The following is a 16,565-nucleotide window of genomic DNA, read 5'->3' as shown; positions in this document are numbered from 1 at the left end:
TGTTTAAAAGCGGGATATTTTTATTTATTTTTCGTATATGACGTAACGCTTCTTAAGAAGATTCCTAGTCCCGCAAAAAAGAACCCTAAGCATAATAAGCTGCCTGGCGTTCCCCAAGTAATTTGATCTAACATTTTTTATCCCCTCCCGTTTATCATTATATAGGATTTATTGGAAATTATGAAAAGCTTCTTTTTTAAGGGTTACTGATGAGTCTTCCTACCGTATAATACGAGAAGAATATATTTGAAAAGAATTTTTTTATTATATTTTTTTATTCTTATAATACGTTTTTAATTCTTATGATATAGTAACAACAAAGGGGGCTTACAAATGGAATTTATTCACGAAAGAGCAAAGTTGCGGTTAATGGATAATGCTGATGTCGAAACTTTGTTTTCGATTGTAGAAGGAAATCGGGATATTTGGGCGTATTTAATCTCTAAAACGGATAGTGTGCAAGATATGCAACAATACGTTCAAAAAGCGATAAAGGGTTACGGAAGAGGTACTCAAATACCTTTCGTAGTCGTAGATCAACAGACGAATAAGATTGTAGGAAGTACACGTTTATATAATATTTCAGTAGAAGATAAGACAGTTGAGTTAGGGCAAACGTGGTATCATCCGAGTGTGCAACGTACGAGTATAAATACAGAGTGTAAGTATATGCTTCTCCAGTATGCTTTTGAAAAACTGCATATGCTTAGGGTACAAATTAAGACGGATGCAAGAAATGAAAAAGCACAACGAGCAATTGAAAGGTTAGGAGCAGTAAAAGAGGGTGTGCTTCGAAATGAAAGAAAATTACCGAATGGTTATGTGAGAGATGCGGTGGTGTACAGTATTATCTCGAGTGAATGGCCAGGCGTAAAAGAACAATTGTTAGAAAAATTAGAGTTATATAAAGAAAAGTTATAATTCGTGTTTTGAAAGGTATATTGTTCGTGATATATGAAAAATATACCTTTTTTCTTACAAAATGCTACTTTATTTTAATTCCTTTTGTTTCATCGTTCCCTTCTGAGAAAAAATTCGTTACAATGTAGTTGTATGGTAATAAACTTATGAATTTAAAAAATGTAATGAAAACCGCAAATGAAAATGAATTGATAATCCTCAATTTTAAATGAAAACCCTTTTATATATAAATAACAAGTAAAGTTCCTTCTTTTAAATAAACTCAAACAAAACGATTTGATATAAATGTTTTTTATAGAAGTATGGATGATGTACGGAGGCAATTACAAATGAAAGAGAATAAGAAGAGTAAGAAAAGACGAATCTTTCAAGTATTTTTACTAATGATTTGTTCTGCTATTTTATATGTAAGTTATGCAGCTTACGATATTTGGAGTTATCGTTTTAAAGCAAATGATGACGTGAAAACGGATGCTGGTATCGTACTAGGAGCAGCTTCGTGGAACGGAAAACCATCTCCTGTATTTAAAGAAAGAATTAATCATGCGATTTCTTTATATAAGAACGGAAATATTAAAAAGATTATTTTTACAGGTGGTACAAAGTTCGAGGCAGAACTTGAGGAAGCACGTACTGCAAGAGTATATGCAATGAAACAAGGTGTAAAAGAGGAAGATATTTTAATTGAAACTAAATCCCTTTTCACTGAAGAAAATTTAAAAAATGCGAAGCAAGTTGGAATAGAGAACGGAATACGCACATACACGATTGTAAGTGATCCACTTCATATGAAACGCGCAATGAGAATTGCAAAACATATTAATATTGAAGCGTATGCTTCACCAACGCCGACATCAGCATATAAAACGTTAGACACAGAAATTCCATTCTTCTTTAAAGAATTATTCTCGTATATTGGATATGTAACCTCTTTGCCATTAAAGGCATTGAAGGGAGATTAACATAAGAAAAGAACCTATCCTTAAATAGGAACTTTTCTTATTAGTCAAAAACATTGTATTTTTATCGGAATAGTGAAACAATAGAGAGGTAGCTTCATATAATCATAATGAAAAAGTGAGCGGTTGATGAATCGAACATAAAGGAGATTATAGTATGGCACTCTCATTTGTTGAAACAGAAGAACAATCTTTCATTATTGCACAAATAAATAAATTGATTCCGAAGTTCATGGAAAGGGAGCATCAGCTAAGTGAATTAGGATCATTTCCGTATGAAAATATAAATGATTTGAAAGATATCGGATATACGAAATTAACATTACCGAAGGAATTTGGTGGTAGTGCGATTTCTTTATATGACTTTGTTTTATTTCAAGAGAAAATCGCGGAAGGCTGCGGAGCTACTGCATTATCGATTGGCTGGCATCTTGGCATTGTGAAAGAGCTAGCGGAAAATCGCTCTTGGAATGATGAGATGTTCAAATGGTTTTGCGAAGAAGTACGTAATGGTGCGCTCTTTAACAGGGCAGCAACAGAACCGAAAACAGGGAGTCCGACGCGTGGCGGCAAACCAGAAACAATAGCGGTTCAACAAGGCGAGAAGTGGGTTATAAATGGAAGAAAAACTTTTACAACGATGGCGCCAGTACTTGATTATTTTATTATTTCAGCAAGTATGGAAGGCCAAGAAGAAGTTGGTGAGTTTGTTATTCCAAGAAATACACTCGGTGTATCTATTGAAGAAACGTGGGATAGCGTTGCAATGCGAGGGACTGCTAGCCACGACCTTGTCTTACAAAATGTAGAGATAGAAAGTCGCTTTTTTACAGATATAAAAGGCGGGAAAGTAAAACAAAAGGGTGTTGGCTGGTTGCTACATATACCAGCATGTTATTTAGGAATTGCACAATCAGCAAGAAATTATGCAGTTCAATTTGCGGAATCATACAAGCCAAACAGTTTAAACCATTCTATTAGTTTATTGCCAAATGTTAGAAAATTAATTGGAGAATTAGAACTTGAGCTTATGCAGGCTCGTGTCTTTTTATATCAAATTGCGAAAAAGTACGATGAGGCAGAAGATAAACTATCACTGCAAGCAGAATTAGCAGCCGTGAAATACGCCGTAACAAATGCGGCGATATCTATAGTGGATAAATCGATGCGCATCGTAGGAGCAAAAAGTTTATCAGAAAAAAATCCGCTCCATCGTTACTATTTAAATGTCAGAGCAGGATTACACAATCCACCGATGGATGATGCAACATTGTCTATGTTGGCGGATGCGGCGTTTCGGTCGTAGTTTTTAAATTTTACATTTTATTGTTTGTGGATATTATAGTTGTTTTGAAAGCACGGGTTTGATTAGTAATCAAACCCGTGCTTTTTATGTGTATGAAGTACTTAGTTGAGATGTAGGTTTTTAATATAAATGATTATCATGGTTTGTGATTGTTTCTTGTTGAAAAATTCTTATTGTAATGCCAGTTTGGAGGCTGTATAAACATTTTTCGTATTTAATCCCAAATTAATGGTCTTTCTAAGTTTACCATTCGTAAATATTGTAAAAATTGACCTGCATGGACCGCATCATGATAGGCAATTCGTAATAGCATATCGCCTAAATATCGTTGATAGCCAACATCGCTTCTATCAATAAGTCTTGAATCTAGCTCGGCTATGCTTATTGATTGAACATATTCTATGAAGTCAGTAAAGTATGATTGTGCCAATTCAATTTCTTTTTTTACACAAGTAATCGGCTCGTCATCATACGTGATACGTATGTCGTTTATTGAACCGTTGTTTTTTATAATCATATGGTAGTAAAAAGTTGAACTCCATACATGACGAATCATCTCACCAAAAGACATAGCCTCAGGATCAGGCTTCCAATTAAGAAAATTATTAGGAAGAGAATTCCATAATTTTTCTGAGCGCCTTCTCGTTTCTTTCAAATTTAATATACTAAGATCAATTGCATTCATAATAAATTCTCCTTTACTATTAAACTTAAAATAATTGTATCAATTTAATAGTTAGGGTATCATCGAAATATGAATGTATATCCGAATATCTCATATATAGCTAAACTAATTGCTGAACCTACAAGAGCAATCATATTAGATTGTCTAATGAATAATCAGGCACTACCCGCTAGTGAATTGGCTTATATGGCAAAAGTGTCACATCCAACAATTAGTTCTCATCTTTCTAAATTAGTAGAAGGGAATTTACTTACAGTTGAACAACATGGTAGACATCGTTACTATCGACTTGCTAATCAAGAAGTTGCAGAAGTGCTTGAAAAGTTAGGGACAATCGCACCAACAGTTCAAGTTCGCTCTTTAAAACAATCAGGTCAACTAAAACAAATTCGTTATGCTCGAACTTGTTATGATCATCTTGCAGGCAAACTCGGTGTAGAGATAACTGAAAAATTACTAGATAGGCAATTTATAATTTTAGAGGATGGAGAATACATTGTAACGGAACAAGGTAAGAAATGGTTTCTGAATTTTGGAATAAATGTTGATGAGGCAGATACAAAAAGGAGGGTATTTGCAAAACCTTGCCTTGATTGGAGTGAACGGCGTTACCATATTTCCGGTTGGTTAGGGTCTGCAATTGCAAAACTGCTTTTTGAACAGGGATGGATTACCAAAACGGATAAGAACCGAGCTGTCCATCTTACAAAGAAAGGTGTAAAGTTATTGGAAGATCAATTAGGCATTGATATGAAAACTGAGGAAAGAAAAGCTTGAAATTAGAAAAGTCCGTCAAAATGACGGGTTTTTTTCATTATGGTAGGAGTGTACATGAATAAAAGGATGTTACCAATAATTGTTGCCAATAAAAAAATCTTTCTTTTCATTCTTCTTTTTTAAGTTTTAAAGGAGAAAGCTAGGCTTCTTATTTTTACTAATGTTATAATAAGAAAAAAGCACGAAAAGAGGTCATCTCATGCTAGAGGTTATTGCAACATGTTTAGAAGATGTAAAACGAATTGAAAGCGCTGGCGGGAAGCGGATTGAATTAATTTCATCTTATACAGAAGGTGGTTTAACACCGAGTTATGCTTTTATAAAAAAAGCGGTAGAAGCGGTAAGTATACCAATTCATGTTATGATTCGTCCGCATGCGAAGTCTTTTACATATACGGAAGAAGAAATTGAAATGATGAAAGAAGATATTATAGTTGCACAGAAGTTAGGAGCAGCTGGTGTAGTATTAGGCGTATTAAGCGAACGAAATGAAGTGGATGAAGAGAAATTAGCGGATTTACTATCTGTTGTAGATGGAATAAATGTAACGTACCACCGTGCGATAGATGATATAGAAAATCCAGTAGAAGCGATGAACACTTTAAAGAAGTTTCATAAAGTGACTCACGTTTTAACTTCAGGTGGACAAGGAAATATAGTAGAGAATATTCCGGTGCTTACAGAAATGCAAAAGGTAAGTGATGGTCAAATTCAGCTTGTAGCTGGAGCTGGCGTGACGAAAGAAAATATAAAGCGATTGCTAGATGAAACTGGAATTTCGCAAGCTCATGTCGGTACAGCGGTAAGAGAAGGAAAATCATGTTTTTCTGAAATAGACCCTAATTTAGTACAAGAATTAGTTAAAATCATAAAATAAGTGCTTAAGAAAGAGGAGAAACGATGAAGGAAAATACGAAGAAAGAATTATTCTCTTGGGCTAAAACGATAGGTTTTACCCTTGTATTAATTGCTATTATTCGCGGTGTTTTATTTACACCTTCTTTAGTGCAAGGTGAATCAATGATGCCCACTTTAAAAAATAACGAACGAGTGCTCGTGAATAAGATTGGTTATAGTATAAGTGGATTAGATCGCTTTGATATTATCGTCTTCCACGGAAAAGAAGGATACGATTTAGTAAAACGAGTAATTGGTTTGCCAGGCGATACAGTTGAGTATAAAAATGATGTTTTATATGTAAACGGCAAAGCGATGGAAGAACCATATTTAAAACAGTTTAAAGAAAAAGCAGTAGGCCGTGTATTAACTCCAGACTTTACGTTAGAACAAATCACAGGAAAAACGAAAGTGCCAGAAGGCCAAGTATTTGTTTTAGGGGATAATCGTGAAGTTTCTAAGGATGGTCGCATGTTTGGCTTTATTTCAGAAGATGAAATTGTCGGAAAAGGACAAGCTGTTTTCTGGCCGTTGAAACAAGTAAGAGCGTTATAAAGTGTAGTGAAGTATGGGAGAGATATTCTTCCATACTTTTTTATTTGCTTAAAATCTATTGATTGAATTGAAAGAATATTTTATAATTTTAAATTATATGTTTGTTTCGAAAAACGGAATTTAAGTTCCGTAATTCGGAACGAAAGGGAGATAGAATGAGTATAAATAAAACGGCAGTTAAGACAATGGATATTTTAGAGTTGTTTTATGAGCATGAAGAGCTAAGTTTAACTGAGATGGTTCAGCTTACAAATATGCCGAAAACATCTGTTTATCGTTTAATTGGCTCGTTAGAAGAGATGGCGTTTTTACAAAAAAACGAAAAGGGGAAATATCGTTTAGGGGTCGTATTTTTACGGTTCGGTCAACTTGTTTCACAACGATTATCAGTAAGAAATATAGCAATTCCTTATATGAAAGAACTTAGAGATAGTTTAGGACAGGCAGTTAATTTAATAATTCAAGATGGTAATGACGCAATTTACGTTGAAAAGATGGAAGGTGTTCAGCCGGTACGCGTGTATACGGCGGTTGGAAGAAGAGCACCGCTTTATGCTGGTGCATGTCCAAGAATTTTACTATCGTATTTCTCTGAGGAAGAGAAACGGAGATACATAGAGGAAGTGGATTTAAAACAGTTTGCAGATGGAACAATCGTGGATAAGAAACAATTGTTAGAAGTGTTGCAAATGGCAAAAAAGGAAGGCTATACAATTAGTTATTCTGAGTTAGAAAATCATACAGCCGCAATAGCAGCGCCCATTTTCGCAAGTGATGGAACGGTTGTAGCAGGCATTAGTATTTCAGGATTAGCAATTGAGTACAGCGAAAGTAACATTTCATATTTTATCGCTAAGGTGAAAGAAACAGCACATCGCATTTCGAAAGAACTCGGCTTTTTGGCATAGAAAGAGGGAGTAGGATGAAATTTTCTGCGTTAGGGGATCAAGCAATTATTGTTACATTTGGTGAAGAAATTAAGATGGATATATATGAGAAAGTACAGCGGTTATTTCAAGCACTGCAGCAACATCCGTTTGCAGGAATGATTGAGTGCGTTCCATCGTTTACTTCATTAGCTGTTTACTACAATGTATATAAAGTATGGAAGAGAAGTGAAAGAAGTGAAAGACCATATGATTATGTTCGCCAGTATATAAAGGAGCTTTATGATTCTAATAAAGAAGAAGTAAAACAGGATGTGAAACATATTTCTATACCAGTTTGTTACGGGGGAGAATATGGACCTGATTTAGAAGATGTCGCACATTATAAAGGTTTACAAGTAGAAGATGTGATTCGAATACATAGTGAAACTACATATTTTGTATATATGCTAGGTTTTACACCAGGGTTCCCGTATCTAGGAGGACTATCAAAAGAATTAGAAACACCTAGAAAAGAAACACCACGGTTACAAATTTCTCCTGGTTCAGTGGGTATTGGCGGGAATCAAACAGGTATATATCCACTTGAAACACCAGGAGGATGGAATATTATCGGCAGAACTCCTATTTCATTATTTAATCCAGAAGAAGAAATACCAACATATATTCAAAGTGGTATGTATTTACGATTTATCCCAATAACGAAGGAAGAGTACGTATCACTTGAGGGGGCTAAAGAATGGATGTAGAAGTTTTGCATGCGGGAATGTTTACAACAGTCCAAGATTTAGGGCGATCACATTATCAACAATACGGTGTACCCGTTGGCGGGGCAATGGATCAAAGTGCGCTTCGGATGATCAATATGTTAGTTGGTAATGAAGAGAATGAAGCCGGACTCGAAATTACGATTATGGGACCTAAATTGTTAATAAAGAAACCGACTTTACTTGCGATTGGCGGAGCAGACATGGAACCGTTATTGAATGGAGAACGTATCCCGTTATGGCGTCCCATTTTAGCGGAAGAAGGTAGTATGATTTGTTTTGGAAAGGTGAAAAGTGGTTGCAGAGCGTATGTGACTTTTGCGGGTGGCATCCATATTGATCGCACTATGGGAAGTAAAAGTACGTACATACGTGCTACGATTGGCGGTATAGAAGGAAGAATGTTGAAAAAGGGTGACTACTTCCAAATTGGTGCACAACCAGAAATGGCGAATTGTTTCATTCAAGACTTACAAAAAGATGAGCGAATAAAAACGAAATGGGCAATTAGCAACAGCGTACTACCAAAGTATAAGAAACATCCTAAGCTTCGTGTCATAGCTGACTTTGAATATAATCAATTTACAGAAGAAAGTAGAAAGGCATTTTTTACGAAAGAGTATAAGGTATCTAATCATGCTGACCGTATGGGCTATAGAGTTGAGGGAGAAGTATTAAATAGGATTGAAGAAAAAGAGATTTTATCGAGTCCTGTTACATTTGGAACCATTCAAGTTCCAAATGGTGGACAGCCGATTATATTAATGGCAGATAGACAAACGACAGGTGGCTATACGAGAATTGGAAATATCATTTCAGTAGATTTACCTCTTCTTGCCCAGCTAAAGCCGGGGGACTATGTTTCTTTTGAGAAAATTACGCTTGAAGAAGCGGAACAATTGTACATAGAACAAGAAGTAAATATGAATCTATTAAAGAAATTCATCGCTTTACGAAGCTGAGAGCAGGAGGGAAATATCATGACTACAATTGATTTGAATTGTGATTTAGGAGAAAGTTTTGGCGCTTATAAAATGGGGAATGATGATGAAATTCTTCCGTTCGTTTCCTCTATAAACGTTGCTTGCGGTTTTCATGCGGGTGATCCGTCTGTTATGCGTCAAACTGTTGAAAAAGCTTTGGAGCATAACGTAGCAATAGGGGCGCATCCTGGATTTCCTGATTTAATTGGATTTGGTAGAAGAAACATGAATGTTTCAGCAAGTGAAGTATACGACTATGTATTGTATCAAATCGGTGCATTAGACGCTTTTTTGAAAGCAGCTGGCGGGAAGATGCATCATGTAAAACCGCACGGTGCTCTATATAATATGGCGGCGACTAATCCGGAAATTGCAGATGCAATTGCGAAGGTAATTTATCATAGTAATCCAAATCTATTACTTTACGGATTAGCAAATAGTGAGGCATTTATACAGGCTGCAAAAAAATACAAAGTAACTCTCGTACAAGAGGCTTTTGCGGATCGTACATATAAGCAAGATGGTACATTAACGAGCCGTACAGAAGAAAATGCGCTTATAAAAGATGAAGACGAAGCGATAAAGCAAGTACTTCAAATGGTGAAAGAAGGCCATGTAAATTCGGTCAATGGAAAGAAAGTAGTAGTTCAGGCGCAAACGATTTGTTTACATGGTGATGGGGAAAAAGCAGTGCAATTTGCAGAAATAATATACAGAACATTCAAACTTAACGGCATTTCTATTTGTGCACCGAAGTAAAAAATGAGGGGAAGTGTTGGAATTGGTGAAATTAATCGGGATATTACTTGTTGCAGTGGGCTTTTTATTTAGATTAAATACACTTTTAGTAGTTATGGTTGCAGGTATTGTTACTGGTATGGTTTCAGGATTAAGTTTTTATGATGTGATCAGTATGTTCGGTAAATTTTTCATAGAAAATAGATATATGTCTATGCCAATTATATTAACATTACCGGTAATCGGAATTTTAGAGCGTTACGGTTTAAAAGAAAGAGCAGAAGCACTTATAACGAAATCAAAAGGAGCAACAACTGGAAGAGTATTAATGTCATATTTTACGATAAGAGAATCCTCAGCAGCACTTGGACTGAATATTGGTGGTCATGCACAAACAGTAAGACCGCTCGTTGCACCGATGGCAGAAGGAGCCGCGCAAGGTAAATACGGTAAACTCCCTGAAAAATTAAGAGAAAAGATTAAAGCAAACGCAGCTGCTGCGGAAAATACAGCTTGGTTTTTCGGAGAAGATATTTTCATCGCAACTGGTGCTATTTTATTAATGAAAGGATTCTTCGATTCAGTAGGTATGCATGTCGGTGTATGGGATATGGCACTTTGGGGCATTCCGACAGCAATATCTGCACTTATTGTAAGCTGGATTAGATTTAGAAGGTTTGATAAATATATAGAGAAAACAATGAAGGCAGAAGGAAAAGAAGAGAAGGAGGTAATCTAATATGAACATCATCACAATGGATACAATCTATTATGTATTAGGGATAATCGTTGCCTTTATCGCTGTTCGTATTGCATTCGATCGTGAACATCCAAACAGATTCGGTTCTAGTTTATTTTGGGCATTGTTTGCAGTTACATTTTTATTCGGAAATATAATTCCTTCGTTTTACGTTGGTTGTATAGTGCTTACTATGGTCGTTTTAGCTTCACTAAATAAAGTAACAAAGTCTCAGGAAAAAGAAGTACCAGTACAAGAACGTGTGAAACATGCTGAGAAATTAAAAAATAAAATTTTTATGCCTGCACTTTTAATTCCTATTTTTACAATTATCGGTACGTTAACGTTAGGGAAAATTAAATGGGGAAATGTCTCTCTTGTTGATCCAGATAAAGTAACATTAGTTGCATTAGCGCTTGGTGCATTACTCGCATTCGTCGCGGCAATGCGTATTACAAAATCAAAAATAACAACGCCTGTACAAGAAGGAAGCAGACTATTACAAGCTGTCGGCTGGGCTGTCATTTTACCACAAATGTTAGCAGCACTTGGTGGTATATTCGCGAAGTCTGGCGTTGGACAAGTTGTTTCAGACTTAGTCGGACAAGTGTTACCGACAGAGTATCCGTTCGTTGCTGTTATGGCGTACTGTTTAGGCATGATGTTATTTACAGTCGTAATGGGAAATGCATTCGCAGCGTTTGCCGTTATTACCGGCGGAATTGGCTTACCTTTAATTGTTCAAATGCACGGCGGAAACCCAGCGATTATGGCAGCGCTTGGTATGTTTGCTGGATATTGCGGAACACTGCTTACTCCAATGGCAGCAAACTTTAATATCGTTCCGGCGATGCTATTAGAACTAAAAGACAAAAATGCAGTTATTAAAGCACAAGTACCAATTGCTCTTTCAATCTTTATTATCAATATGTTTATTATGTATGGCCTAGTATATCGTTTCTAATTAGGAGGAGAAAACTATGAAAACAGTATTATTAACAGGGTTTGATCCATTTGGCGGAGAAAATATCAATCCAGCTTGGGAAGTAGCAAAAGGTTTGCATGAAAAAACAATTGGAGAATACAAGGTAATAAGCAAACAAGTACCAACTGTATTTCATAAATCAATAAGCGTATTAAAAGAGTATATAGAAGAACTAGCGCCGGAAATTATTATATGCATTGGACAAGCTGGGGGCAGACCAGATATTACGATAGAACGTGTTGCAATTAATATTGATGATGCAAGAATTGCTGACAATGAAGGAAATCAGCCGGTAGATGTACCGGTTGTAGAAGAAGGACCAGCTGCCTATTGGTCTGCACTTCCGATGAAAGCAATTGTAAAAAAACTTTGCGAAGAGGGCATACCGTCATCTGTTTCACAGACGGCAGGCACATTCGTTTGTAATCACTTATTCTATGGACTTATGCATGAACTAGAGAAACATGATAAGAAAATAAAAGGCGGATTCATTCATATTCCGTTTTTACCAGAACAATCGAGTAATTATCCAGGGCAACCGAGTATGTCACTTTCTACTATTAGTAAGGGAATAGAATTGGCAATTGAAGTAACGATGACAGTTGAAGTAGATATTGTAGAGATTGGGGGCGCAACGCATTAAGTAAAATGAATTGTACAACACCTCCTGTAAACAACTGGTATAATAAGAATAGGAAAATACATAGAGGTGATTTTTGTGCAACAATTTGAAGAAGTACGTTCAATTTTAGAAAAAGCGAAGAAAATTACAGTATTAACAGGCGCTGGTGCAAGTACGGAAAGTGGTATCCCAGATTTCCGTTCAGCAAATGGATTGTATGCTGATGCGAATGTGGAGATGTATTTATCAAGAGGGTACTATAACCAAAGTCCGAAAGAATTTTGGAAGCATTATAAAGAAATCTTTCAAATTAATACGTTCCATCAATATAAACCAAATCGTGGACATCGTTTTTTAGCTGAGCTAGAAGAACAAGGGAAAGATATTACGATTTTAACGCAAAATATTGACGGTTTACATCAATTAGGTGGCAGTAAGCATGTTATTGATTTACATGGAACACTTCAAACAGCACATTGTCCAAAATGTAAATCAGGCTATGATTTACAGTATATGATTGATCATGAAGTACCGCGTTGTGAGAAGTGTAATTTCATTTTAAATCCAGACGTAGTTTTATACGGAGATACATTACCGCAATATCAAAATGCGATAACACGTTTATATGAAACAGATGTATTTATCGTTATGGGAACGTCATTAAAAGTACAACCCGTCGCTTCATTCCCGCAAATCGCAAAGAGGGAAATAGGGGCAACAACAATTTTAGTAAATGAAGAGTTAACAGGGCAAGAATATAACTTTGATTTTGTTTTTCAAAATAAGATTGGTGAGTTTGTTAAAGGGGTATCTTCAGTGAAATAAGTTATCTAAAAAAGTGAGGTATCTACCTCACTTTTTTATTTGAGTAATCGCTGTTTTAAGCCATATGAAAACATTTTGATAATGTAGTAACAACATCTCTATAATTTATAAAAATCAATTTGCCCCATTTTTCTTTTAGAATAATATTCATGTTATTGTGCATTAAGGGAATGGTAATAAATAGGATATAAAAAACAAAAAACTGAAAATTAAATCTTTTATTTCTTTTATAATTAATATAAAATTCTATATATATCATATAAATAAATTTGATACATAATGATTTTGCGTAGAAATGTTAATAGAATGAAGCGAGGGAGCGAAATGAGACAGAAAAAGGAGCAGAAAAAACAATCGAAAAAGAAAAAGACTCATATTCCATTTCGGTTAAATGTACTATTTTTTATTGTCTTTCTTTTATTTTCAGCTATTATAATTCAATTAGGTAAAGTACAAATCATTGATGGAGAAACGTATAGAAATGAAGTAAACAAAAAGGAAGATGTAACGGTAAGCACTCCCGTTCCTAGAGGGAAAATGTTTGATCGGCAAGGTCACGTTATTGTAAATAATAAACCATTGCGAACCGTTACATATACGAAAATGAGAGGAGTAGACTCGAAAGAAGTTTTACAGGTAGCAAAAGATTTAGCTAAGCTAATTGAAATGTCGCAAGAGGACATGGATAAGTTAACAGAGACAGATAAGAAAGATTTTTGGATGCAGTTAAATGAAAAGCGGGCAGCAGCGAAAGTAACGAAAGAAGATGAGAGTAAATTTAGAAAGCAAGAAATAGAAGGAAAAGAGTTAAATAAAAAAGTAGAAGAACTGCGCCGGGAAAGAATTACACAAGAAGAATTAAATGAGCTTTCAAAGGAAGATATAGAAGTATTAGTAATTAAAAGCAAAATGAATGCGGGATATAAAATGACGCCGCAAATCGTTAAAAAAGATGTAAGTCAAAATGAATATGCTGTCGTTAGTGAAAGGTTGGCAAGTTTACCGGGGGTAGATACAACAGTAGATTGGGAACGTGAATACCCAAATGATAAAATACTGCGCTCTATACTCGGTAGCGTTTCTAATGAAAATGAAGGGTTGCCAAGAGAACAATTAGATTATTATTTAGTTCGTGATTATAATCGAAACGACCGTATTGGTAAAAGTTACATCGAAAAACAATACGAAGATGCACTACATGGAACGAAAGAACAGTCTAAAAATATTATGGATAAAGCAGGGAAGATTGTTCGAACTGAAAAAGTGACTGAAGGAAAAAGTGGAAATAACTTGATGTTAACAGTCGATATGGATTTACAGAAAAGAGTAGAGGGAAGCCTTGAAAAGAATTTACGAGCTTTTCATGCTGCAGAGCCGATGATGGATCGTGCGTTCGTAGTAATGATGAATCCGAAAAACGGTCAAATTTTATCAATGGCAGGAAAGAAAATTGTAAATAAAGATGGCGGTATGCAAATAGAAGATTATGCACTAGGAACGATGACAAGTTCTTATGAGTTAGGGTCAACTGTAAAAGGTGCTACTTTATTAACTGGATATCAAACAGAAGCGATTAAGCCGTATACACATTTCTTTGATGCACCAATGTATTTTAAAGGAAGTTCTAAGCCGAAGAAATCGTGGAAAGAATTTGGGGATATTGATGATTTAAGAGCTTTGCAAGTGTCATCGAACGTTTATATGTTTAATACGGCTTTAAAAATGGCAGGCATTAATTATGTCCCAAACAATCCATTAGACATTAAACAAGAAACATTTAATAAAATGCGCTACTATTTTAGACAATTTGGCCTAGGTGTGTCGACTGGTATTGACCTGCCAAATGAATCAATTGGTCAAGTAGGTAGAACTGATAACATACCCGGATTTTTACTTGATTACGCGATTGGACAGTATGATACATATACGCCGCTTCAGCTTGCGCAATATATTTCAACCATTGCAAATGGCGGTTACCGAATGAAACCACAAATTGTACAAGAAGTTAGAGAACAACCGAATAGACCAGAGGATGTAGGAAAAGTCGTTCGGTCGATTGAACCAGTTGTATTAAATCGAGTGGATATGGACACTTCGTACATTAATCATGTAAAAGAAGGATTTAGAAGGGTTTTTCAAGAAGCTGACGGAACAGGTACTGGAACGTTTAAAGGTTTACCATATAAACCAGCGGGAAAAACAGGAACAGCTGAGACAGTATATGGTGGAGAAAGTGATATTGGAAGAGATGAGAACAACAACAGAAAAAAATGTTATAATTTAACTCTTGCCGGTTATGCGCCATATGATGCTGATCCGGAAATAGCCTTTTCAGTTGTTGTGCCATGGGTGAATGATGATAAATCAGGAATTAATTCTGCCATTGGTAAAGAGATTTTGGATGCGTATTTTGAATTAAAAACAAATAGATCAAATGCAAATTCAATTCCAGTAGAACAACCGAACAAGGCACAGTAAAAATAGTATCACTGCATGGAAACTTATTGTGCAGTGATATATTTTTTGAGTTAAAAAGCGCTTTATAAGGTGGGAATGGATATGAAAAAGGAGATTAAGAGAGGCTGGGGAAAGTACATACTATTTATATTGGTGATAGTCATAGGCTACCATTCTTTTACTTTATGTAAGGTGGAAGGGGAATCGATGCAGCCGACTTTATATGAAGCAGACTACGTATTTGTAAATAAAGCAGCAGTACGTCTTTCTAATTTACAACACGGAGAAATTGTCATTATAAAAGAAGAGGATGAATCGAAATATTATGTGAAACGTGTAATAGGGCTTCCGGGTGATGTAATTAACATAACGAATGGAAAGGTATATGTGAACGATAAAAAGCAAGAAGAACCATATACGAACAAAGATTTATTTAACAACACACAAGTGTTTTATAACTTTCAAAAGACAAAAATTCCACCAAATAAGTTATTTGTAATGGGAGATAACCGCGAAGTAAGTAGAGATAGTCGCAATGGCTTAGGATATATTGAAGAAGATAACATAATTGGCAAGGTGGAATTCGTATATTATCCTTTTTCAAAAATGAAAATGATAGAATAAGTGGGGGAGGAGCAAAACCCCACTTATTAAAGTTTCACTTTATCCCGCATTAATGGGCAGTAAGACCCCCACCTCAAAGTTCAGGGAAAGCAAAGAAGTTAGGTGGGGGATCAACTGTCCGTAAAAGCCCGATTGGTGAGGGCTGATAATCAGTGGGGGATGAATCCCTCACTGATTAAAGTTTCACTTTATTTTCTTTAAAAACCCTTTTGGATTAAATGATATGAAAAATTTATGTTTAGAGTCGTCGATTATGAAGTTATTATTTTTTGTTAAAAACTCATCTACAGCTTCCATCGGGCCAGGACCCCAATCAGGAAGAAGTGGATTTCCATTAATGGAGGTATCTTCTACAATTATATAACTGCCAGTAGTAACGATAGATTTATATAGTAAGAGTTCTTTGGATACATGTTCTTTACTATGATCAGAATCTAAAATAACTAAAATCACATCATCAGGTTTGCGCATACTTACTATTGTTTGAACGGCCTGCACAGAAACAGAAGAGGCTGTTAAATACGTAATCCGATTATGTGATGGCCGATTTGGCTGCGGAGTTATATCGATAGTAAGTACGTGACCTTTTCCAATTAAATCTAACATAGAAGCTAAATACAGTGCACTACCACCATGAAAAGTCCCGCATTCAATAATTAAATCGGGCTTTAATTCATAAATGATTTCTTGATACAAAAAGAGATCAGAGGGAAGTTTACAGATTGGAACCCCGAGCCAGTGTGTATCGTTTAACCACACAAGGCTGTTGTAATATTGGTTTAAAAATTCATTGCTTATAGTATCGATTTTAAATTCTCCTTTCTAAAAAGGATTCTCT

At 35.6% G+C, this 16,565-nt stretch carries 18 protein-coding genes; 16 read left to right on the top strand and 2 right to left on the bottom strand.

The genetic code is table 11. The annotated features are described in order from the left end of the window. The first annotated feature begins 333 nt into the window (after positions 1–333). The 3 genes from CGQ22_RS24785 to CGQ22_RS24775 all read left to right on the top strand — a co-directional run bounded on the left by CGQ22_RS24785 (position 334) and on the right by CGQ22_RS24775 (position 3,186). Positions 334–921: a GNAT family N-acetyltransferase gene (locus CGQ22_RS24785; RefSeq protein WP_089149500.1), complete on the top strand. Its 588-nt coding sequence runs from the start codon at positions 334–336 to the stop codon at positions 919–921. Positions 922–1,250: 329 nt separating this feature from the next. Next, complete coding sequence (locus CGQ22_RS24780; RefSeq protein WP_000662216.1) at positions 1,251–1,883, top strand: YdcF family protein; 633 nt, start codon at positions 1,251–1,253, stop codon at positions 1,881–1,883. A gap of 154 nt (positions 1,884–2,037) precedes the next feature. Further along, positions 2,038–3,186 carry an acyl-CoA dehydrogenase family protein gene (locus tag CGQ22_RS24775; RefSeq protein WP_001218340.1) on the top strand — a complete coding sequence of 383 codons (1,149 nt, stop codon included), beginning with the start codon at positions 2,038–2,040 and terminating at the stop codon, positions 3,184–3,186. Between the two features lie 214 nt (positions 3,187–3,400). On the opposite strand, the gene CGQ22_RS24770 is transcribed toward CGQ22_RS24775, so the two are convergent. Continuing rightward, the gene (locus tag CGQ22_RS24770) at positions 3,401–3,871 is read right to left on the bottom strand and encodes a DinB family protein (RefSeq protein ID WP_000991285.1); all 471 of its coding nucleotides are present in this window, start codon (positions 3,869–3,871) and stop codon (positions 3,401–3,403) included. A gap of 69 nt (positions 3,872–3,940) precedes the next feature. On the opposite strand from CGQ22_RS24770, the gene CGQ22_RS24765 reads away from it, so the two are divergent. The 13 genes from CGQ22_RS24765 to lepB (CGQ22_RS24705) all read left to right on the top strand — a co-directional run bounded on the left by CGQ22_RS24765 (position 3,941) and on the right by lepB (CGQ22_RS24705) (position 15,727). After that, positions 3,941–4,648, top strand: a complete 708-nt coding sequence (locus CGQ22_RS24765) for an ArsR/SmtB family transcription factor (protein WP_001103802.1) — start codon at positions 3,941–3,943, stop codon at positions 4,646–4,648. A gap of 199 nt (positions 4,649–4,847) precedes the next feature. Further along, positions 4,848–5,525 carry a copper homeostasis protein CutC gene (locus CGQ22_RS24760; protein WP_000895114.1) on the top strand — a complete coding sequence of 226 codons (678 nt, stop codon included), beginning with the start codon at positions 4,848–4,850 and terminating at the stop codon, positions 5,523–5,525. Positions 5,526–5,548: 23 nt separating this feature from the next. Beyond that, positions 5,549–6,100, top strand: a complete 552-nt coding sequence (gene lepB / locus CGQ22_RS24755; protein WP_000662502.1) for a signal peptidase I — start codon at positions 5,549–5,551, stop codon at positions 6,098–6,100. Positions 6,101–6,255: 155 nt separating this feature from the next. Then, complete coding sequence (locus CGQ22_RS24750) at positions 6,256–7,008, top strand: IclR family transcriptional regulator (protein ID WP_089149499.1); 753 nt, start codon at positions 6,256–6,258, stop codon at positions 7,006–7,008. 14 nt (positions 7,009–7,022) lie between these two features. Continuing rightward, on the top strand, positions 7,023–7,736 hold the full coding sequence (gene pxpB, locus CGQ22_RS24745) for a 5-oxoprolinase subunit PxpB (RefSeq protein WP_089149498.1): 714 nt from the start codon (positions 7,023–7,025) through the stop codon (positions 7,734–7,736). Continuing rightward, positions 7,727–8,716, top strand: coding sequence for a 5-oxoprolinase subunit C family protein (locus CGQ22_RS24740; RefSeq protein ID WP_089149497.1), 990 nt, complete (start codon positions 7,727–7,729; stop codon positions 8,714–8,716). Before pxpB ends, CGQ22_RS24740 begins: the two co-directional genes overlap by 10 nt. 18 nt (positions 8,717–8,734) lie before the next feature. Further along, positions 8,735–9,496, top strand: coding sequence for a 5-oxoprolinase subunit PxpA (pxpA, locus tag CGQ22_RS24735; RefSeq protein WP_089149496.1), 762 nt, complete (start codon positions 8,735–8,737; stop codon positions 9,494–9,496). A 22-nt stretch (positions 9,497–9,518) separates the two neighbouring features. After that, positions 9,519–10,214 (top strand): DUF969 domain-containing protein, encoded by a 696-nt coding sequence (locus CGQ22_RS24730; RefSeq protein ID WP_000239810.1) that lies wholly within the window; start codon positions 9,519–9,521, stop codon positions 10,212–10,214. A 1-nt stretch (position 10,215) separates the two neighbouring features. After that, a complete protein-coding gene (locus CGQ22_RS24725; RefSeq protein ID WP_001021649.1) occupies positions 10,216–11,178 on the top strand; it encodes a DUF979 domain-containing protein in 963 nt (320 codons plus the stop codon). Positions 11,179–11,194: 16 nt separating this feature from the next. Then, positions 11,195–11,842, top strand: a complete 648-nt coding sequence (pcp, locus tag CGQ22_RS24720) for a pyroglutamyl-peptidase I (RefSeq protein WP_000859714.1) — start codon at positions 11,195–11,197, stop codon at positions 11,840–11,842. 66 nt (positions 11,843–11,908) lie between these two features. Further along, positions 11,909–12,646 carry an NAD-dependent protein deacylase gene (locus CGQ22_RS24715; protein ID WP_074594268.1) on the top strand — a complete coding sequence of 246 codons (738 nt, stop codon included), beginning with the start codon at positions 11,909–11,911 and terminating at the stop codon, positions 12,644–12,646. Positions 12,647–12,970: 324 nt separating this feature from the next. After that, positions 12,971–15,124 (top strand): peptidoglycan D,D-transpeptidase FtsI family protein, encoded by a 2,154-nt coding sequence (locus CGQ22_RS24710; RefSeq protein ID WP_089149495.1) that lies wholly within the window; start codon positions 12,971–12,973, stop codon positions 15,122–15,124. 81 nt (positions 15,125–15,205) lie between these two features. Next, complete coding sequence (gene lepB, locus CGQ22_RS24705) at positions 15,206–15,727, top strand: signal peptidase I (protein WP_002164083.1); 522 nt, start codon at positions 15,206–15,208, stop codon at positions 15,725–15,727. Positions 15,728–15,910: 183 nt separating this feature from the next. On the opposite strand, the gene CGQ22_RS24700 is transcribed toward lepB (CGQ22_RS24705), so the two are convergent. Next, on the bottom strand, positions 15,911–16,534 hold the full coding sequence (locus CGQ22_RS24700; protein ID WP_277996463.1) for a cephalosporin hydroxylase family protein: 624 nt from the start codon (positions 16,532–16,534) through the stop codon (positions 15,911–15,913). Positions 16,535–16,565 lie beyond the last annotated feature (31 nt).

It is taken from the genome of Bacillus sp. M13(2017) (genome assembly GCF_002218325.1).
In the GTDB taxonomy this organism is placed as follows: Bacteria; Bacillota; Bacilli; order Bacillales; family Bacillaceae_G; genus Bacillus_A; species Bacillus_A thuringiensis_K.
The sequence above is the reverse complement of the archived record's forward strand: the minus strand, read 5'-3'. Positions and strand labels throughout refer to the sequence as shown.